The sequence below is a fragment of the Tateyamaria rhodophyticola genome (assembly GCF_047777875.1).
GTDB lineage: Bacteria > Pseudomonadota > Alphaproteobacteria > Rhodobacterales > Rhodobacteraceae > Tateyamaria.
In genome coordinates this window covers 2469635-2488773 of sequence record NZ_CP180519.1, presented here as the reverse complement: position 1 = coordinate 2488773, position 19139 = coordinate 2469635, and the positions used below count along the sequence as shown (strand labels likewise).

Annotated in this window: 18 protein-coding genes; 10 read left to right on the top strand and 8 right to left on the bottom strand. The window is 61.8% G+C overall.

What is annotated here, in order from left to right:
• The first annotated feature begins 16 nt into the window (after positions 1-16).
• The 10 genes from ACERHN_RS13750 to ACERHN_RS13705 all read left to right on the top strand — a co-directional run bounded on the left by ACERHN_RS13750 (position 17) and on the right by ACERHN_RS13705 (position 8825).
• Positions 17-1165, top strand: a complete 1149-nt coding sequence (locus ACERHN_RS13750; RefSeq protein ID WP_415919587.1) for a TRAP transporter substrate-binding protein — start codon at positions 17-19, stop codon at positions 1163-1165.
• Positions 1166-1279: 114 nt separating this feature from the next.
• Complete coding sequence (locus ACERHN_RS13745) at positions 1280-1798, top strand: TRAP transporter small permease (protein WP_415919586.1); 519 nt, start codon at positions 1280-1282, stop codon at positions 1796-1798.
• Between the two features lie 5 nt (positions 1799-1803).
• Complete coding sequence (locus ACERHN_RS13740) at positions 1804-3132, top strand: TRAP transporter large permease (protein WP_415919585.1); 1329 nt, start codon at positions 1804-1806, stop codon at positions 3130-3132.
• Positions 3133-3145: 13 nt separating this feature from the next.
• On the top strand, positions 3146-4453 hold the full coding sequence (gene hisD, locus ACERHN_RS13735; protein WP_415919584.1) for a histidinol dehydrogenase: 1308 nt from the start codon (positions 3146-3148) through the stop codon (positions 4451-4453).
• Positions 4446-5207 carry an SDR family NAD(P)-dependent oxidoreductase gene (locus ACERHN_RS13730; RefSeq protein ID WP_415919583.1) on the top strand — a complete coding sequence of 254 codons (762 nt, stop codon included), beginning with the start codon at positions 4446-4448 and terminating at the stop codon, positions 5205-5207. The genes hisD and ACERHN_RS13730 overlap by 8 nt, the downstream gene beginning before the upstream one ends.
• Positions 5204-6184 carry a zinc-dependent alcohol dehydrogenase gene (locus ACERHN_RS13725; protein ID WP_415919582.1) on the top strand — a complete coding sequence of 327 codons (981 nt, stop codon included), beginning with the start codon at positions 5204-5206 and terminating at the stop codon, positions 6182-6184. Before ACERHN_RS13730 ends, ACERHN_RS13725 begins: the two co-directional genes overlap by 4 nt.
• A 30-nt stretch (positions 6185-6214) precedes the next feature.
• On the top strand, positions 6215-6625 hold the full coding sequence (locus ACERHN_RS13720; protein WP_415919581.1) for a universal stress protein: 411 nt from the start codon (positions 6215-6217) through the stop codon (positions 6623-6625).
• 42 nt (positions 6626-6667) lie between these two features.
• On the top strand, positions 6668-7174 hold the full coding sequence (gene comD, locus ACERHN_RS13715) for a sulfopyruvate decarboxylase subunit alpha (RefSeq protein ID WP_415919580.1): 507 nt from the start codon (positions 6668-6670) through the stop codon (positions 7172-7174).
• Positions 7171-7725, top strand: a complete 555-nt coding sequence (gene comE, locus ACERHN_RS13710) for a sulfopyruvate decarboxylase subunit beta (RefSeq protein ID WP_415919579.1) — start codon at positions 7171-7173, stop codon at positions 7723-7725. The genes comD and comE overlap by 4 nt, the downstream gene beginning before the upstream one ends.
• Positions 7725-8825, top strand: a complete 1101-nt coding sequence (locus ACERHN_RS13705; RefSeq protein ID WP_415919578.1) for an alpha-hydroxy acid oxidase — start codon at positions 7725-7727, stop codon at positions 8823-8825. The genes comE and ACERHN_RS13705 overlap by 1 nt, the downstream gene beginning before the upstream one ends.
• A gap of 4 nt (positions 8826-8829) precedes the next feature.
• On the opposite strand, the gene ACERHN_RS13700 is transcribed toward ACERHN_RS13705, so the two are convergent.
• The 8 genes from ACERHN_RS13700 to ACERHN_RS13665 all read right to left on the bottom strand — a co-directional run bounded on the left by ACERHN_RS13700 (position 8830) and on the right by ACERHN_RS13665 (position 19061).
• A complete protein-coding gene (locus ACERHN_RS13700) occupies positions 8830-9819 on the bottom strand; it encodes a hypothetical protein (RefSeq protein ID WP_415919577.1) in 990 nt (329 codons plus the stop codon).
• Between the two features lie 38 nt (positions 9820-9857).
• Positions 9858-11321 carry a Dyp-type peroxidase gene (locus ACERHN_RS13695; protein WP_415919576.1) on the bottom strand — a complete coding sequence of 488 codons (1464 nt, stop codon included), beginning with the start codon at positions 11319-11321 and terminating at the stop codon, positions 9858-9860.
• The gene (locus tag ACERHN_RS13690; protein WP_415919575.1) at positions 11318-12550 is read right to left on the bottom strand and encodes a hypothetical protein; all 1233 of its coding nucleotides are present in this window, start codon (positions 12548-12550) and stop codon (positions 11318-11320) included. The genes ACERHN_RS13695 and ACERHN_RS13690 overlap by 4 nt, the downstream gene beginning before the upstream one ends.
• Positions 12551-12798: 248 nt before the next feature.
• A complete protein-coding gene (locus tag ACERHN_RS13685) occupies positions 12799-13986 on the bottom strand; it encodes a hydantoinase/carbamoylase family amidase (RefSeq protein ID WP_415919574.1) in 1188 nt (395 codons plus the stop codon).
• Between the two features lie 98 nt (positions 13987-14084).
• Entirely contained in the window at positions 14085-14513 is a 429-nt protein-coding gene (locus tag ACERHN_RS13680; protein WP_415919573.1) for a universal stress protein, read from the bottom strand.
• A complete protein-coding gene (locus ACERHN_RS13675) occupies positions 14510-17110 on the bottom strand; it encodes a TRAP transporter permease (protein ID WP_415919572.1) in 2601 nt (866 codons plus the stop codon). Before ACERHN_RS13675 ends, ACERHN_RS13680 begins: the two co-directional genes overlap by 4 nt.
• 75 nt (positions 17111-17185) lie before the next feature.
• Positions 17186-18154 carry a TAXI family TRAP transporter solute-binding subunit gene (locus ACERHN_RS13670; protein WP_415919571.1) on the bottom strand — a complete coding sequence of 323 codons (969 nt, stop codon included), beginning with the start codon at positions 18152-18154 and terminating at the stop codon, positions 17186-17188.
• Between the two features lie 34 nt (positions 18155-18188).
• Entirely contained in the window at positions 18189-19061 is an 873-nt protein-coding gene (locus tag ACERHN_RS13665; RefSeq protein ID WP_415919570.1) for a MurR/RpiR family transcriptional regulator, read from the bottom strand.
• Between the last annotated feature and the right edge of the window lie 78 nt (positions 19062-19139).

Below are 19139 nucleotides of genomic sequence, written 5' to 3'. Positions count from 1 at the left end.
TCTGGGAGGAAACCAAATGAACGAAGACCGCAAGGCGCTCGCATCCGCCGCACGCCGGAACTTTTTGAAACTGACAGCAACGGGCGGCTTTACCGCGGCGATAGTTGCCGGTGCCGCAGGCACCCTGTGGTCGACCGAAGCCGCAGCCCAAAGCGCCAATGAAGAGCGCGCCCGCGAAGCCGCGGCAGATCATATCATGGTTCTGGCCACAGCCTATCCGGTTGGCGCGTCGCGCGGTTATCCGATCATGCAGCTGGACCTCAAGGAGAACATCCAGAACGCCACAAACGGCAAGGTCTACGTGAAGCTCGCACCGGGCGGGCAGCTGGGTGCCGGTGGTTCGCTGGTGCAGGCCGTGCAAGGCGGCACGATCCAGGCGGCGCAGCATTCGCTGTCGAACTTTGCACCCTTCGCGTCTACGGTTGACCTGATCAACATGCCGTATCTCTGCGGTTCCAACCAGCGGTTCACCAACCTCGTGAATTCGCAGTTCTGGAAGGACACGGTCGAGCCCAAAGTCGAGGAAAACGGCTTCAAGGCGCTGTTCTACATCAATATCGACCCGCGCGTCGTTGCGATCCGCAAGGGCGGCCCCGGCCCGGTCCTGACGCCCGGCGATCTGTCCGGCGTGAAATTCCGCGTGCCCGGCTCCAAGATGTTGCAGCAATACTACCGCATGGTCGGCGCCAACCCAACGCCCGTGGCCTGGGGCGAAACGCCGTCGGCGATCAAGCAGGGCGTCGCGGATGCGCTGGATCCGTCCGTGGGCGCGCTCGAAGTGTTCGGCTTCAAGGACATCCTGAGCCACGTGACCTTCACCCAGGCCGTGCCGGACAGCCAAGTTTATTCGTGTAACCTCGAATGGTTCAACTCGATGCCTTCGGACGTGCAGGACGGCATCATGTGGGGGTCGGAAATGACCGCGCACCAGAACCTCGCCAAGGTGCCATCGGCACGCTCCTACGCCATGGCCGAGCTGGTCAAGGCAGGCGTCGAATTCCACTCGCTGAGCGAAGATCAGCTGGGCGAATGGAAAGAAGCCGGTGGCTTCCAGCGCTCCGAATGGGACGAGTTCAAGGTCGAACTGGCCGGATCGATGGACGCCTTTGCCAAGATGGAAGAGGCCGCGGGCACGCAAGGCAAATACTACGTGCACGACGCCTGATGCGTCACATCGGGCGCGCCTTGAATGGCGCGCCCGACATCCTCTTTTCGCCATTCCAATCGCGCGACGTGCCACGGCACGCGCCTTTGGCATGGCAAACCAGCAGGTTCCGACATGGATGCTTTGCGCCGAATTGACCGCAATGCCGAACGGTGGCTCCTTTTGATCTTCTACGTGATGCTGGTCATCACGATGGCGATCGAGGTGCTGCGCCGCGAGGTGTTTTCGTTTTCCTCGATCTGGGGCGAAGAGATCGTCCGCTATTCCTTTATCTATCTCGCATGGATCGGCGCCGCTGCCGCCGTCAAGGAACGCGCGCATATCCGGATCGACGTCCTGATGCATTACCTCGGACCACGGCCCAAGGCGCTGCTCTATATCTTTGGCGATCTGGTGATGCTGGTCGTGGCGGTCATCGCGCTCTACTGGTCCTACGAGTCCGTCCATGTATCGGCCAAGTTCGGGTCGGTGACGGACGGGCTGCGCATTTCCAAGGTCTGGTTCCTCATGGCGGTCCCGCTAGGCTTTGCCCTGATCGTCGTCCGGCTGATCCAATCCATGATCCGCGATGTCCATTCGCTGCGCACGGGCAAGCCCGTGTTCGAAGGCGACACGCTCTTTGATGAGGGATGACCTAGATGCTTTGGCAAACATTTGAGCAGACGGTCGAACTGGGGTGGGATTTCTACCTGCCCGTAATCCTCTTTGTCGTTCTGATCGCACTGGCGGTGCCCGTCTGGGCCGCAATTGGCAGTGCGGCGATCCTGATGCTGGTGATGTCCGGCGACCTGCCGCTGAGCCTTGTGGGTGAAAAGCTGTTTACCGGCATCGACGCCTTTGCGCTGACCGCGATCCCGCTGTTTATCCTGACGGGCGACGTGCTGGTCCGAACGGGCCTCAGTCGCAAATTCCTCGACGTGGCCGAAGCACTGACCTGTTTCACCAAGGGCGGGTTCGGGTCAGCCACGGTGCTGGTCTGCGGCATGTTCGCGGCCATCTCCGGGTCGGACGCGGCGGGTGCGGCGGCCGTGGGGCGCATGACCATCGCGCGCCTTGTGGAGTCGGGATATCCCCGCCCCTATGCCTGCGCGCTGGTGGCGGCCGGCGCCTGTACCGGCATCCTGATCCCGCCGTCGATCGCCTACATCATCATCGGCCTTGTGCTGGGCATATCCGCCTCGACCCTGTTTCTGGCGGCTCTCATTCCGGGTCTGTGCATCCTGATTTCGATCCTGATCACGAACCTCGTCGTCAACCGCATCTATGCCTATGAAGGTGGCGGGCAGATGACATTCAGCGAATGGCTGGGCCAACTGGGCCGGGCACTGAAATCCGGCTGGTACGCGTTCATCGTGCCGGGCATCATCTTCTACGGTATCTTCTCGGGCCGGCTCACCCCGACCGAAGCAGGCGCCACGGCGGTTGTCGTGACGATCATCATGGGCTTCATGCTGCGCACCCTGTCGCTGGCGGATTTCCCGGCGATGCTGGTCAGCTCGGCCAAGGTCAACGGTGTGATCCTGCCCATCATCGCTTTTTCCGCCCCTCTGGCAGAGGCGCTGGCGATCATGGGAGTGCCGCAGGGCTTCGTCACCTCGGTCACCGGTCTCACGGACGAGCCCTGGGTTCTGATCCTACTGATGATCGGCATCCTGATCGCGGCGGGCTGCGTGATGGAAACGACGCCCAACATCGTCATCCTCGCACCGATCCTCAAACCGCTCGCGGACAATATCGGCATGAACGAGATCCAGTTCTGTATCATGATGATCACCGCCCTAGGCGTGGGTTTCATCACACCGCCGCTCGGGCTGAACCTTTTCGTGGTGTCGGGCATCACCGGGGAATCCATCCTCAAGATCGCTGTCCGCGCCGTTCCCTTTGTCTTGTGCATGTTCTTTGTCGTACTGTTGATCGCCTATGTACCGGCGCTTTCGACAACGTTCTTGCCAGAAATCTACCAATAGGACTCCAACGACCATGACGCGCGAATACCTCAAGAAAGCGACGCTGACCTCTGCGACGGGGGCGTCTGATGTGCATGAGACGGTGGTGCAGATCCTGTCCGACATCGAAGCAGGCGGGGATGCCACGGCTTTGGACTATGCGGCCAAGTTCGACCGCTACGAAGGCAATGTCATGCTCACGCCCGAGGAAATCGAAGCAGCGGCGGCGCTGGTGCCGGACAAGCTCAAGGCCGACATCCAGTTCGCCCATGACAACGTCAAGCGCTTTGCCGAGGCGCAGAAAGCGACCGTGGCGGATGTGGAATACGAGGTCGTGCCGGGGCTGATTGCGGGACAAAAGGCGATCCCGGTGGACGCGGCGGGCTGCTATGTGCCCGGCGGGCGCTACAGCCATATCGCCTCGGCCATCATGACCGTCACCACGGCCAAGGTCGCGGGCTGCCGCCACATCACGGCGTGCTCACCTCCGCGTCCCGGCGTGGGCGTGGCGCCCGCGATCATCTATGCCGCGCACCTGTGCGGCGCCGACAGGATCATGGCGATGGGCGGCGTGCAGGGGGTGGCGGCGATGACCTTTGGCCTCTTTGGCCTGCCACGCGCCAACATCCTTGTCGGCCCCGGCAACCAGTTCGTGGCCGAGGCCAAGCGCATCCTCTTTGGCCGCGTGGGCATCGACATGATCGCAGGCCCCACCGACAGCCTGATCCTCGCGGACGGCTCTGCGGACGCGCATATCGTGGCCACGGATCTGGTGAGCCAGGCCGAGCATGGCTACAACTCGCCCGTCTGGCTGGTGACGGATGACCGGGCGCTGGCCGAGACGGTGATGGAGATGGTGCCCGGCCTGATCGACGATCTGCCGGAGGTGAACCGCGACAACGCCTTTGCGGCGTGGCGCGATTATGCCGAGGTGATCCTGTGTTCGGATCGCGAGGAAATGGCAGCCTGTTCAGATGATTACGCGCCCGAGCACCTGACGGTGCAGGCCGCGGACCTGGATTGGTGGCTGGGGCGTCTGACCTGTTACGGGTCGCTGTTTCTGGGCGAGGAGACGACGGTGTCCTATGGTGACAAGGCGTCCGGCACGAACCATGTGCTGCCCACATCGGGGGCGGCGAATTACACCGGCGGGCTGTCGGTGCACAAGTACATGAAGATCGTGACCTGGCAGCGCGCGACGCGTGACGGGTCCAAACGCGTGGCCGAAGCCACCGCCCGCATCTCGCGCCTGGAAGGCATGGAAGGCCACGCCCGCGCCGCAGACGTCCGCCTCGCAAAGTACTTCCCAGGTGAAAACTTCGATCTGACGGCCAATGGCTGACCCCCGCGCACTTTTTGACCTGACGGGCCGCGTGGCCTGTGTCACCGGGGCCAGTTCAGGCCTCGGGCGGCGCGCTGCCGTGACGCTCGCCGCCGCCGGGGCGCAAGTGGTGGGCGTGGCGCGCCGGGCCGACGCGCTGCACAGCCTGCGCGATGAGATCGGTGCGCATGCAGCCGCCGTCGTGGCGGACGTGGCCGTACGGGACGCTATCCCATCGTTGGCCGAGGCCATCGCCGCCCCGTTCGGAAGCCCGGACATCATCGTGCATGCCGCCGGGATCAACACGCGGCAAGCGGCGGATGACGTCACGCCAGAAGGCTGGGACCAGACCGTGGCGCTGAACATCTCTGCCCCCTTTTTCCTGACACAGGCGCTTGTGCCCGCGATGAAAGCCAAGCGGTGGGGCCGCATCGTCAATTTTGCGTCGCTGCAAACGACCCGCGCCTTTCCGGGCGGCATCGCCTATGGCACGACCAAGGCGGGTATCGCGCAGATGACCCGTGCCATGGCCGAAGCCTGGTCGCCTCATGGCATCACGGCAAACGCCATCGGCCCCGGCTTTTTCCCGACCGAGCTGACGAAGGCCGTGTTTTCCGATCCCGACCGCGCCGAACGCAATGCTGCCCAGACCTGCATCCAGCGCAATGGCCGTCTTGAAGATATCGACGGCCCAATGCTGTTTCTTTGTTCCGACGCTTCGGGGTATGTGACCGGACAGACGTTGATGGTCGACGGAGGATTCACCGCAAAATGAAAGCGCTTGTCTATGAAGGGGTCGAAACACTGGCCGTACGCGACGTGGCCATGCCCGACGTCGGATCGGGCCAATCGCTGGTGCGTATCACCGCGTCAGGGATTTGCGGGTCGGACATGCACGCCTATCTTGGTCACGATGCGCGCCGCCCTGCGCCGCTGATCCTCGGTCACGAGGCGGCGGGCGTGATCGAAGGCGGGGCGCGCGACGGCACCCGCGTCACGATCAATCCACTGGTCAGCTGTGGTGTGTGTACGGCCTGCCGCGCCGGGCGTCAGAACCTCTGCCCGGATCGCATGATCATCTCCATGCCGCCGCGCGAGGGTGCGTTTGCGCAATATGTGACGATGTCCGACGACAACCTCGTGATCGTACCGGATCACGTGCCGTTGGAAAAAGCGGCACTTGCTGAACCGTTGGCGGTCAGCTGGCATTCCGTACGGTTGGGTCTGGAAGGGCTGGACCATGCGCTTGGGTCAAACGCGCTGGTCATTGGCGGCGGTGCCATCGGGCTGGCCGCGGCACTGGCGCTCAAGGCGCAGGGCATCGAGGACGTGACCATCGCCGAACCCAACGACGCGCGGCGCGCTTACCTTGTGGAGCGGTGCGGGCAGGATGCGGTCGCCAGCAGTAACGGCACCTATGCGCTGGTGATTGACGCAGTGGGCTATGCGGCGACCCGCGCCATCGCGTCCGAACGGGCGGCACCGGGCGGCGTGATCGTGCATATCGGACTTGGCGAGGATTTGGGCGGGCTCGACATCCGCCGCATGACCTTGCAGGAAATTACGTTCATCGGCACCTATACCTACACGCCTCAGGATTTCCGCGACACGTGCCTCGCGATCTTTGACGGCGCGCTTGGCCCGCTCGACTGGACCGAACAGCGCAGCATCGATGACGCACCGCAGGCCTTTGCCGATCTGCGCGCAGGCACGGTGGCCGCCCCCAAAATCGTATTGGACCCCTGGGCATGAGACTCCAGACAAACCGCCCGGAGGCACTGCATGTATTCTAGAATCCTCGTGCCGATGGCGCTTGATCACGGCGTGTCGACCCACACGCTGGAAATCGCCAAGGCACTGTGCGCGCCGGGTGGCGACATCATCGGATTGCACGTGCATGAAGCCCCACAGGGATCCGTCAGCGCCTATCTTGACGAGGCGACCGTTGCCGCCGGGTTTGAAAAGGCGCGCGCCGATCTGACCCACAAGCTGGCGCAGCATGAGGACGTCACGCCCGTCATCGTCAAAGGGCATTCGGCGCGCACCATCATCGACTATGCCGCATCGCATCACATTGATTGCATCGTTCTGGGCTCGCATCGGCCCGGTTTCAGCGACTATTTTCTTGGCTCGACCGCCTCCCGCGTTGTGCGGCATGCCGGTTGCGCCGTTCACGTGCACCGCGCGCCCTGACAACCCGCGCGCATCCCTCATCATGAAAGGCCTCAACACCCCATGACGATAGACAAGAAGATCACGGACGATCTTGTTGCGAACGACGTTTCGTTTGTAACCACCGTGCCGTGCAAGCAACTCGCTGGTGTCATTGACGAAATCGACGCGCACCCCGACATCTTTCACATCCCCTCCAACAAGGAAGACGAAGGCATGGGCCTGTGCGCAGGCGCATGGATGGGCGGCAAACGCCCCGCCATCATCATGCAGAACACCGCCATCGGTGTGACCATCAACACGCTGGCCACCTTGATCCAGTACTACCGCATGCCGCTGCCCATGCTGATCAGCTACCGCGGTGAGCTGCGCGAACCCGTTGCCTGCCAGGTCGAGATGGCCGTGCACACCAAGGCGCTGCTGGCGCAGATGAACATCCCCACCTACCATTTCCATACGCAATCGGATGTGGAAGAGCTGGATATGATCCTGAAATACACATTCATGTGCTCGAAACCCGTGGCGATCCTGACCGACGCCAACTTTTGGGGAGGCTATGGCGACCAATGATCCGTTCCGAAATCCTGCGCGAGATCGCGCCCATCCTGCGGGACCATCTGGTCGTCTGCAACATCGGTCTGCCCAGCCAGGAGCTGCACATGATCGACGACCAGCCCACGAATTTCTATATGCTGGGGACGATGGGTCTGTCGTCGTCAATTGGCCTCGGGCTGGCGCTGGCGCAACCCAAGACGGTGATCTCCATTGATGGCGACGGGTCCGTATTGACCAATCTGGGCACGCTGCCGACGATCGCGAACAATGTGGCCGACAACTATATCCTGATGATCATCGACAACGGATCGTACGGGTCAACGGGGGATCAGCCGACCTATGCGGGCAAGAAGACGGCGCTTGAGAAGGTGGCGGCGGCCTGTGGGTGTGAAAACGTGGTGACGTGCCGCGACGTGGACACGGGCGAGGTGCTGCAGGCGGCGATCGACAGCAAGAAGATGACGATCATCGTGGTGAAATGCGACAGCGGCAACATCAAGCTGCCTGTGATCACAATGGACCCGGTTGTCATCAAGGACAGGTTCATGAAGGCGGTGGCAAGCTGATGGGACGCGCCGCGCATATTCATTCCAGTGAGGATGCGCGGCGGCTTGCCAAGGCCCGACTGCCGTGGATGGTGTTTGACTATATCGATGGTGCGGCGGGTCGTGAAACCGGGGCGGCGCGCAACCGCGCGGCGCTTGATGACATCTGCCTGGCCCCGCGCATTTTGCGGGACGTGAGCCAGCGAAACCTGGACGTGCCGCTCTTTGGCGCAACCGCGCAGCGGCCTTTTGGGATTGCGCCGATGGGGATGTGCAACCTGTCCGGCCCCGGTGCAGACCTGATGTTGGCCCGGTTGGCGGCGCGCCATACGGTTCCGGTTGGCGTATCGACCGTGGCATCCACCCCGCTCGAAAAGATGATCGAAACGGCACAGGGCAACGCGTGGTTCCAGCTTTACTTCACCGGTGACAATTCCGGGTCTTTCAAACTGGCGCAGCGCGCGCAGGATGCCGGTTACACGACACTGATCGTGACCGTGGACGTGCCAGAGGTGGGCCGCCGCCCGCGCGAATTGCGCCACGGGTTCACCATGCCCTTCCGGATCGGACCGCGCCAGTTTCTGGATTTTGCCCTGCACCCGCGCTGGTCACTCACGTCACTGGCCGCGGGCAAGCCGCAAATGGCCAATTTCGAGATGGACGGCTTTGACTTTGACCGGACCGAAAGCCGGGCCAAGGCGGACTGGTCCACGTTGCAGGCCTTGCGCGATTTGTGGAAAGGGCGGCTGGTGATCAAGGGCGTGACACATGCGGGCGATGCGCAGCGTCTTGTGTCCGAAGGGGTGGATGCCATTCAGGTGTCCAATCATGGCGCGCGCCAGCTGGAAAGCGCGCCAGCGCCGATCCATGCGCTGGCCGAGATACGGGCCGCCGTGGGCCAAGAGGTCCAGTTGTTTTACGACAGCGGTTTGCGGTCGGGCGAAGACGTTCTGAAAGCCTTTGACCAAGGCGCAAACTTCACCTTTTTCGGACGCGTCCTGCAATTCGCCATCGCCGCGGCAGGCGAAGAAGGGCTGCACCGGTTGTGGCACATCCTGACAACCGAGCTGTCCAGCGCGTTGGCGCAAACCGGGCGGACCGGGATGGTGCCGCCCGGATAGGGGCTCAGAGGTGCAGCAGGTGCTTTTTCAGCCATGCCTTGATCTGCGCAATCTCATAGTCGATCTGCCCTTCGACCACGTTGAACGGGGAACCGTCGAAATAGCGCGGATCGGTGCCCGGCCCGTCCGGGCTGCCGTGGTCGGCGTCAATGGATTTCCGCCAGACCTCTGCGTGGTTTCGCCATTCAGCCTTGTTCACGTATTCCGGTGCGGTGAACCACACATTCCAGGACAGGATGGTCCCGCAGGTCAGCAGGTTGCCCTTGGCAAGGTTGAAGACGTCCATGATCATCTGGTTGAAGTCATCGACCATCTCGTCACCGGTCTTGTGGATCTCACCGATCTCCACGTCGATATGCGCCATGGACCACGCCTGATCCCCGTGCAGCGCAAAGTCAGGGCTTTTGAACAGCGGCGACGCGCCCCGTTGCAGCGGAAAGATCGGCTGATCCGGTTGCCCGGGCAGATGCGTGCGCACCCGGATTGCATGGTCTTTGGACGCCGGAAACGGATGACCGTTCTTGGAAAACAGGTCCCAGGCCAGCCGGACAAGCCCGTGCTGATGGGCGGCAGGGCTGAACCAGATCTTGCCCTCGACCGTCATGTCGGCGGCAATCTCCTTGGTGTCTTCATCGACCCATCCGCGCTGACCGGTCACCGTCACCTCGACATTGATCGCGCCAAAGGTGGGGGACGCCGCGCCCTGCTGTGGGCAGATGATCGAATACACCCGCCCCGCATCCGTGTACCCCAACCGGGAGATGTCAGGGGCAAACATCTGATAACAGCGCGAGTTTTCGTCGCCCATGATCGTGCGCCAGCTGAATTCGGGCCAAAGCACGTCCTGCTGCCGCTCCAGCTTGTCGATATTGGCCAGATTGTCGAGCATCGGCAGGCTCGTCAGATCAGGATCGGGATAGGCAAATGCGGGGTTTGACTGCGCAAAGCCGCCTTTCCAGCCGGGCACAGGGGTTTCGTTGAATGCGTTGGTCATGAAAATCTCCTTGGTCAATTGTTTGGCACCGGATCGGATCAGCCGATGGCGGTCACGTCATCCGGGGGCACTGTGCGCAACGCCTGTTCCGCGCGATAGCTTTGCGCCATGAACCGCAGCGCCTGCATGCCAGGCATGAAGAAATACGCGCCGCCCCGCACCGTCACAAATTGCGGCAGGTTCTCCAGCACACGGCGGTAAGGCGACCGCGGGATGGTAAACCGGTCCACCTGTTCCACCCCCAAACGGGCCGCACGCGGTGTGCCGATGATCGGGTCGACCTCCTTTTGCAGTCCCTGAAAGAACGAGTTGTTGCACCAGGCCGATTGCACAAATTCGAACTGCCGCACAATGGAGGCGTTAAAGCACATGAATTGCAGGCCCGTCGCACCGTCGTCGTCCTTGAAAATCCGGGCGCGGCGGAGGATGCGGTGGCGCAATGTGACGTCCAGTGACACCTCGGCATTCTTGATGTTCACCGCGCGGTTGTTGCCACGCCGGACGTGACTGCCAATGGGGCAATAGTGCCCAGCGCGGTCGTCGGTGAAGTCAAAGTTGTTGTTGGTCTCGCGCGTGTCATGCTTGCCCGGCGCCAACCCTTCGCCGTCGATCCCGCGCCCGACCATCTTTTCCGCCAGCTTTTCGGGCGTGTCGTCCCCTGTGCCGGTCGCGGTTTCGTTGACATAGTCCCAGAACGCCTTGGTGTGTTGCTCCAGCTGGCGGAACACCAGATAGGTGCCGTTTTTGCCAAGGTCGCGCCGGTCGTGCCACACCGGATGCGCATCCAGCAGACCGTCGGGATCAAGGCCCGCGCTGGTTGCCGGGGTCCGGGGCAGCTTGCCGGTGCCGTCCTTGTGCCCCATGAGCAATTCGCCCGCAGGCACGATGCTGACCCGCGCCTCCTTGGGATTGTTGTTCTTGAGGTATTTCGCCCGCTTGGTCCCGTCGATGACCGGTTGCGACACTCCGTCCTTGAAGCCGAACGGCTCACGCTGATCCGGTTCGAGGTGGCCCGTGGTGGTATGGGTGCAATCGGCCCCGTTCTCCTGACACAACGCGTCAAGCAACCGGGTTTTCGCGATCTCATCGGTGGTGGCAAAGGACATCAATACGCCGTGCACCGGGTCGGTCCCGCCCCAGTCCCATTTGGACGGATCATTCGCGTCCACATCCCCGAGGATGCGATTGCGCTGCGGGCTGGTCATGCCAGCGGCAAACGCGTGATCATAGCTGTCCGCGATATAGCCCGCGGCCAAAAGCGTCTGCATCCCCGGTGCCGTAAACGCGATGTTCATGCGGTTGACGACACCATCGGCAGGTTGGCGGTCCTTGGCGGTGGTGATGTGTTCATCGGCCAGCATCTGTTCCAGCCATGTCTGGAACAAGCCGCGGTCCGTGATGCGGAAAAAGCCATAGGCGGCCTTGTCCAGCTTCACATAGCCCCGAAAGAAGATGCCCTGAATGTCCGGGCTGGCGGTGAGGTCGGTGTCTGCCATAGTCATACAAGCTCCAGCCAAGATGTGTCGGTGCTGCCTTGGCGCGCCTTGATGAGTGCTGCGCGCAGTTGCCGGTTGCGGTCGATATTCGTGGCGCTGACGGACGGGTAAGCACTGTACCAGACAAGTGTCGGATACATGGACCGGCGCGCGTAATCGATGAACTGCGGCCCGTTTGACGCCCCGCCCTTGAGCATGGCCCAGGTCTTGGGGTAGCCCACCGAATGCGCCCAGGCGAGGTTCAGCCCATTGCTGGCCTTGAGCGTGAAATCATCCAGATAACTGCGCCAACTGCCGTCGTAGTTACTGACAAAGATCAGCCTGCGATTGTCGTTGCAGAACGACCAATGCGCAAAATGGATCGTGTCAATTTCACCCAGGAACCCTTTGCGAAACACCAGCGTCACGAGGTTGCGCAGCAACCCGAACGCCGCCCGCTTTGCCAGCTGCCGCCCGGCGTCGGTGTGCACGTAAACGACGCTCAGCATGTGGTTGGTGGGGATCAGGTCCTCTTCCCGCGCAAGGGACATTTGCAGGTCAGGATCGGGACGCGCGCGTTCCTCATCCGCGGCCCGCTCGCGCGGCAGGTTGACGATGGCCAGCACGGCAAAGGCGATGGCATTGGCGATCAGGCTGATCACGGCTGCGATTTTGCCCATAAGGCCCAAGGCGGTGCCGGGGTCGGGAAAGCTCTGCCAGTCGGCGACCGACGGGTCTGCGTCCAGTGCCGCGATCACACGGTCCTGCGCTTCGGCGGGTGACAGCGGCTCTCCCGCCGGGCCGAGGGCGGCATCAACCACATCATAAACCCGCGCATCCAGCCGGATCTGATCCCGGCTCATCCCAACGGCAGATATGAACCCGGCCTGCGGCTTGATCACGTGTTCCAGCAAAAACGCACGCAATGCGCCAAGCGTGTCGCCCGAAAATCCTGCGCAATGCCCACAGAGCGACAGCAAAAACGCACCGCCATCGAGCGTCTCCGCCACGGCAAGCACGTTGTCGATATGCGTTTCGATCGTGCCGTCGATATTGTGCTCAAACAGCAGCGACCACCCGTCCTCGGTGTCGTCAAAAAGGCACAGGCTGGCGAAATGCAACGTCTCAATCTGTGCAAATCCGAATGGATCGCCGCTCGTGTCAGGACACAAGGTACCAACCGGTTCCAGCATCGCCCGAACGGCCCCCTGTTGTCCCGGCAAAATGGGCACAACGATCGTGAACTTATTGTGCATGCAGAAATGCCTTTCTCACAAAATTCCGATGGGACGCAGCGGTGCTGCGCGGCCCGTCCTCATATCAAATCGTCTCGAACAGACGCGCCGGATTGCGGCGCGGAAATCAGGTTGGTGGTGCGGCCGACATGGCCGCGGAGCAAAATAAACGAATCCAATCGTGGTGGAGTAACCACTGTTCCAGCGTGCGCGACACCGGTGCGAAATGCAAGCATTACGCGAATTTTCAGCAGCCAACAGGCCGCGCGTTACCCAGCGACACCTGCCGCATGGGCAAGGGTGCGCAACCCGGCAATCAGATCCGCCTCTTTGGTGTCTTCGTCAAAGGCGTGGCTGATGCCGCCGATGGATGGGACAAACAGCATGGCAACGGGCATATGGCGCGCGACATTCGTCGCATCATGCAGCGCGCCGGACGGCATGCGGCGCCAGCGCCCGGGGGCGACACCCTCTGCCGCTGTTTCCAGACGGGTGCGCAACGCAGGGTCCATCGCGACCGGTTCCAGGCCAAGCTGCGGACCGGATGTCACGTCGAGATCATGAGCCGCGGCGGCGTCCTGCAGTGTGGCGTCGATCACCTCTTGCATCCGGTGGAGACGGTCGGGATCACCATCCCGCCACTGGATCGAAAACCGGACCTGACCCGGCACAATGGATGACGCATTGGGCGTGACCGATACGTGCCCGATGGTCCAGACGGATTGCGGCGTGACCACATTACGCAACCGTTCGTTCAGCAGAATGGTGAACTGCGCGAGGCCCTGAAACGCGTCCTGCCGCAGCGCCATCGGTGTTGTACCGGCGTGGTTCTGCCGCCCCGTGAGCGTCACGACACGGTCGCGGATGCCCACGATATCCGTGACAACGCCAATCTGGTCTCCAGACGTGTCCAGCGCGGGACCCTGCTCGATATGCAGTTCGATGAAGCCCGTAAACAGATCGGGTGACACGTCCGCACCAGCGCGCGTATCCATCGTGGCGCGCGCTTGTCCCAGTGTCACGCCGTCATGGTCCACCAGCTGGTCCGCCTCGTCGAGAGGCAAAAGCCCGGACCAGACCGCCGACCCGGTGGTCACGCCAAACCGACCTTCTTCATCCTGGAACGACACAACGGAAACCGGCGGCCCGCCTGTCTCCTTCGCCGCCCTGGCAACCTCCAGCGCTGCGATCACGCCAAGCGCGCCGTCCAGCCACCCGCCTGTTGGCTGGCTGTCGGAATGCGACCCAAGGAGCAGCGACGGACCATCGACGAGGCCAAACAGATTGCCCATCGGATCGAACTGCGGGCGCAGGCCGGCGCTGGCCATGCGCTCTGCCAACCAATCACGCGCCGCAAGATCCGGGGCGGAGAACGCCGGGCGCACAACGCCGGTTCCTTGGGCTCCGAACTGTCGCAACTCATGCAGGTCAGACAGAAAACGGGACGGATCAATCACGGTTCGGGCCCCTTTTGATGATGTGCCACATCACGCGTCAGCAATAGCCTTGGCGACACATCCTTGACCACGGGGGGACGGCGCCGCAGGCGGCGCGCCTACACCCGCAGAACAAGCGTCGACACCGGGGCAAGACGCGCAATCCGGGCAGAGTTCGGCCCGAGGATCTTGTCCGCCATATCCGGCTTGTGCGCACCGACAATGACAAGATCAGCTTGCGCGGCCTTGATCGCGGCCAACACCTGTTCGTAGACGACGCCAATCTCGACAATATGCTGCACCTGTTCCCGGTCCGGCAGCGTGGTTTTCACCAGGCCGTGCAGCGCATCATTTGCCGCCGCTGCCGCTTCCTTCAATGTCCCGTCCTTGAAAAAGCTGCCGACCCAAGACGAATTATAGTCGGGCAGCACGGTCACGACACTGAGCGTCGCGTCGTAAAAGGACGCGAGGCGATCCGCCTCCTGCAGCAACCGTGTGGCCTCAGCAGTGTGGGTCAGATCGACCGCGCAAAGAATGTGTTGGGTCATGCCGCAACCTCCTCTGAGACTTGCGCCCGCTTGCGCCGCATCTGCAGCATCCAGACCAGCAACAGGATGCACAGCGCAGGGATGTAGAAGATTTCCTTGGGCATGCGATCCGCCGCGACGTCCAGTTCCATGACCTCCCAGTCGAAATCGATGCCCAATTGTTCGGACGGACCGCCAAAGTTCAGGTTGTCGACAAACAGCGTGCCGTCTTCGTCGCGGAATTCGATCCCCGCGCCGTCGAGCAAGCGCGTGGCACCATCTGGCCCTGCGTCACCCAGCGGCAGCAGGTATCGCGCGTCGATCATGTCGCCGTTCAGGTTTTCACCCGCGAGCCGGACCCTCAGCGACGCCCCGTCCTCTGCGGCGGCTGCCATCTCAAGGAGATCCGATCCCGGCCGCTGTTCGAATTCCGGCTGGAACTGGTTCAGGAAATAGCCCGGCTGGAACAGAATGAACGCCGCGACAAGCAGTGCCGCACTCTCCCACAGGCGCGATTTCACCATGAAGTAATTCATCGTTCCAGCCGCAAAGAGCAGCATCGCGATCAGGGCAATGATGAACACGAACACCGCTTTGACCGGGCCAACGTCGATCAACAACAGATCGGTGTTGAAGATGAACAGGAACGGCAAAAGTGCTGTCCGGATGGAGTAGAAGAACGCCTGGAACCCGGTCTTGAGTGGGTCGCCTTTGGAAATCGCGGCGGCGGCAAAACTGGCCAGCCCCACCGGCGGCGTCACATCCGCCATGATCCCAAAGTAGAAGACGAACATATGCACCGCGACCAGGGGCACGATCAGCCCGTTCTGCGCGCCCAGTTCCACGACCACACCGGCCATCAGGGACGACACCACGATATAGTTCGCCGTTGTCGGCAGCCCCATGCCGAGGATGATCGAAATCACCGCCACAAAGAACAGCATTGCCAGAAGGTTGCCACCGGACAGGAACTCAACGAATTCCGCCATCACCTGACCGATACCGGTCAGCGTGACCGCCCCCACGATGATCCCCGCCACACCCATGGCCGCGGCCAGGCCGATCATGTTGCGGGCGCCCGCGATCATGCCTTCGGCAATGTCCGACAGCCCGGCCTTGATCTGGCCGATTACATCGCCCTGCCCCCGGAAATACGCCTTGAGCGGGTTCTGCGTCAGCAGGATGAACAGCATGAAGATGGTCGACCAGAACGCCGACAGCCCCGGCGATTTCCGCTCGATCATCAGCAGGTACATGAGCAGCAGGATCGGCATCAGGTAGTGGATGCCGGTTTTGAAAATCTCGCGCGTGGGCGGCAGGTGCTGCATCGACTCGAGGCTCATGTCGAGGTCTGGCCCCTGCGCCGCAAAGCGCACCGCAGCCACATAGGCAACGAGCATGCCCACAAGAATGACATAGAGCGACGCACCGCCGAACACGGTGCCGAGCCCGCCCACCAACAGACCGGTGAGGAAAAGGGTGCCACCGGCGATCACAATCGAGATCGCAATGATGAAAATCGCGCCCAACATGAACTTGATCGGGTTCATGCGCGACGTGCCCGTCATGCCCATCTTGAGGGCTTCGAGGTGCACGATATAGACCAGCGCGACATAGGAAATCGCGGCAGGCACAATCGCGGTTTTGACCACTTCGACATAAGAGATGCCGACATATTCAGTCATCAGGAACGCAACCGCCCCCATCACAGGTGGTGTAAGTACGCCGTTGATCGACGATGACACCTCAACCGCGCCTGCCTTGGTCGGGGGAAAGCCCACCTTTTTCATCAGCGGGATCGTGAATGTGCCGGTCGTGACCACGTTGGCGATGGACGACCCGGAGATCAGACCAGTGGCCGCCGACGCGATCACCGCCGCCTTGGCCGGACCACCGCGCAGATGCCCAAGCGCGGCAAAGGCCAATTTCAGGAAATAGTTGCCCGCCCCCGCCTGATTGAGAAGCGAGCCGAAGAGGACAAACAGAAAGACAAAGCCGCTCGACACCCCAAGGGCGACGCCGAACACGCCTTCGGTCGTCAGCCACATATGGCTCATCGCCTTGTTGAAGGACGCACCTTTCCACTGCACGACCTCCGGCAAGCCCGACCAGGAGCCAAAGAACACATATCCCAGAAAAAACAGCGCCACGCCCATAAGCGGAAAGCCCAGCGACCGCCGCGCCGCTTCGAGGAGAAGCACCAGACCGATACCGGCCAGCACCACATCGGTCGTGCTTGGGTTGCCGGTACGCTGCGCCACACCGCGGTAGTCCCACCAGAGGTAAGAGGCGGCAATCGCGGCCACGATGGCGACGATCCATGTGAGTTTGGGGATGTATGTACGGGGACTGGATTTCAGCCCAGGAAAGGCCAGAAACGCCAGAAGGACCGCAAATCCAAGGTGGATGGCGCGCGTTTGCGTGTCGTTCCAGACGCCAAACCCGACGATGAACGGCAACGGCGACGCGATCCAGAGCTGGTAAATCGCCCAGGCCAGCGGCAGATACCACAAGGCGGCCCGGTCAAATCCACCGGTTGGCACACGTCCGCCGGTGTCTGCATCCGCAAGGATGTCCTCTAGTGCAGTGTCGTCCTTTTGGGTCGCTGCATCTGTCATACCATCCCCCGGCGTTTATTTTTTAGGTGCTTCGGCCCAGTTGAAGGCCGAAGCGTTTGTCAGATCAAGCGCGGATTACATCCAGCCTTGCTCGGTGTAATACTTGGCGGCACCAGGGTGCAGAGGCGCAGACAGGCCGTCCTTGATCATGCCTTCCTGCGTAAGCGTGCCAAACGCCGGGTGCAGCTTTTTGAAATCGTCGAAGTTTTCAAAGATCGACTTCACAAGCACATAGACAACATCGTCGGACGTGTTGGCATCCACCACAAAGGTCGCTTTGGGACCCCATGACGCAACATCCGCATCATTGCCGGGATAGAGGCCACCGGGGATGGTCGCCGCGGCGTAAGCCGGGTTCGATTCCAGCACTTTGTCCGTGCCCGATGTCGACAGGTCGAGCAGTTTGATGTCGCAGGTCGAGGTCGCTTCCATGGTCGAGCCATTGGGAAGACCGGCGGCCCAGATCGCGGCGTCGATCTTGCCGTCACAGAGGGCGGCTGCCTGTTCGGACGACTTCAGCTCGGCCGCCAATGCGAAATCATCCGGCGACACGCCTGCGTTTTCCATCAGCACGTCGGCAAGAACCCGCGTACCGGAGCCGGGGTTGCCGATATTGACCCGCTTGCCCTTCATCGCCATCACGGAATCGATGCCACTGTCACCGCGGACCATCACGTGCATCGGTTCGGAGTGGACCGAGAACACGGCGCGCAGATCGGCATAGGGCTCATCACCGTCAAAGGCGCGCACGCCTTCCATCGCTGCGGACTGCACGTCGGATTGAACAACGCCAAAGTCCAGCTCGCCTTCGCGAATGGTGCGGGTGTTGTAAACCGACCCGCCCGTGGATTCGACCGAACACCGGATGCCGTGTTCCTTGCGCCCCTTGTTCACCAGACGGCAGATCGCGCCGCCCGTGGGGTAATACACGCCCGTGACGCCACCGGTGCCAATCGTGATGAATGTCTGCTGGGCGCTTGCGCCCCCGGCCAGACCCAGTGACGCGGCGACCACGGCACCTGCTAGAATCTTTTTCACAACCATTTTGGTGTCTCCCTTGTTTGGTATGTGGATCGTCTCATGAGGTCCAGTTTTCTCCCAGACCGTCAATCTGTATCTCGGCGGCGCGGATCATGGCCTCGGCTTCGGGACCCACCCGCGCGAGCAGGAGGCTGATAATAGCCTCCATCAAAACCAATGTCGCCGCATATGACGAGAAGAATTGTGGGCTTTCGGTCGAGGTCACGAAGCCGAAATCCGAAAATTGCAGCGCGGGCGAGGTCCGGCTGTCGGTGATCACGACCGTTGTCGCCCCGGCATCCCGTGCCACTTTCAACGCAGCGATCGTGCGGCGCGCATAGGGCGATTTGGCCAGTGCAAAGACGACATCCTCCGGCCCCAGCCGCGACAGGGCGGGTGACAGTTCGGTCCCGTTGCGGCCCACCGTTTTCCAGTTGGCTTTGAACCAATGGGCCATGTACCCAAAATAATCGATGATCCCTGCCGACCCCTTTGCCCCCACCAGCAGAACGGTGCGAGCGTCGTGCAGTTTCTGGACCGCGGCGCTCAACCGGTCCGGGTCAATCGTGTGCTGCAGCGCATCAATATTGGCGCGACAGGCAACGGCCTGCCGTTCAAGGATCGTCCGGGTGCCCTGCCCGGACGTCGTCTCAAGCAACGCATGTGCGCGCTCGGAAAACGGGGAAATCTTGCGCTCGACCGCTTCGCGGCCCTCTTCGCGCATCTGTTCGTAATCGGCATAGCCCAGGACACGCGCCAGACGCGAGAATGTGGCCGGGGATACCCCGCTCGATGCTGCGACCGCCCGCAACGACCGGGTCGCGATGTCCACCGGATTGTCCGCCACATATTTCGCGGCCACCTGCAGCTTGCCACTGAGACCAGTGTAAGCGCCGTTGATCCGGTCTTCTATGGTTGCAGCGTCGCTCACGAATCCCCCGAATACGATGAAACTGAATGTTTCAACTGTTTTCCGTATTGTCAACTTTTGAAACAAGTGTTTCATTCA

Excerpts from the sequence above, each read along its gene's own strand:
- ACERHN_RS13750 (WP_415919587.1), top strand. The coding sequence starts at position 17 with ATGAACGAAGACCGCAAGGCGCTCGCATCCGCCGCACGCCGGAACTTT.
- ACERHN_RS13745 (WP_415919586.1), top strand. The coding sequence starts at position 1,280 with ATGGATGCTTTGCGCCGAATTGACCGCAATGCCGAACGGTGGCTCCTT.
- ACERHN_RS13740 (WP_415919585.1), top strand. The coding sequence starts at position 1,804 with ATGCTTTGGCAAACATTTGAGCAGACGGTCGAACTGGGGTGGGATTTC.
- hisD (WP_415919584.1), top strand. The coding sequence starts at position 3,146 with ATGACGCGCGAATACCTCAAGAAAGCGACGCTGACCTCTGCGACGGGG.
- ACERHN_RS13730 (WP_415919583.1), top strand. The coding sequence starts at position 4,446 with ATGGCTGACCCCCGCGCACTTTTTGACCTGACGGGCCGCGTGGCCTGT.
- ACERHN_RS13725 (WP_415919582.1), top strand. The coding sequence starts at position 5,204 with ATGAAAGCGCTTGTCTATGAAGGGGTCGAAACACTGGCCGTACGCGAC.
- ACERHN_RS13720 (WP_415919581.1), top strand. The coding sequence starts at position 6,215 with ATGTATTCTAGAATCCTCGTGCCGATGGCGCTTGATCACGGCGTGTCG.
- comD (WP_415919580.1), top strand. The coding sequence starts at position 6,668 with ATGACGATAGACAAGAAGATCACGGACGATCTTGTTGCGAACGACGTT.
- comE (WP_415919579.1), top strand. The coding sequence starts at position 7,171 with ATGATCCGTTCCGAAATCCTGCGCGAGATCGCGCCCATCCTGCGGGAC.
- ACERHN_RS13705 (WP_415919578.1), top strand. The coding sequence starts at position 7,725 with ATGGGACGCGCCGCGCATATTCATTCCAGTGAGGATGCGCGGCGGCTT.
- ACERHN_RS13700 (WP_415919577.1), bottom strand. The coding sequence starts at position 9,819 with ATGACCAACGCATTCAACGAAACCCCTGTGCCCGGCTGGAAAGGCGGC.
- ACERHN_RS13695 (WP_415919576.1), bottom strand. The coding sequence starts at position 11,321 with ATGACTATGGCAGACACCGACCTCACCGCCAGCCCGGACATTCAGGGC.
- ACERHN_RS13690 (WP_415919575.1), bottom strand. The coding sequence starts at position 12,550 with ATGCACAATAAGTTCACGATCGTTGTGCCCATTTTGCCGGGACAACAG.
- ACERHN_RS13680 (WP_415919573.1), bottom strand. The coding sequence starts at position 14,513 with ATGACCCAACACATTCTTTGCGCGGTCGATCTGACCCACACTGCTGAG.
- ACERHN_RS13675 (WP_415919572.1), bottom strand. The coding sequence starts at position 17,110 with ATGACAGATGCAGCGACCCAAAAGGACGACACTGCACTAGAGGACATC.
- ACERHN_RS13670 (WP_415919571.1), bottom strand. The coding sequence starts at position 18,154 with ATGGTTGTGAAAAAGATTCTAGCAGGTGCCGTGGTCGCCGCGTCACTG.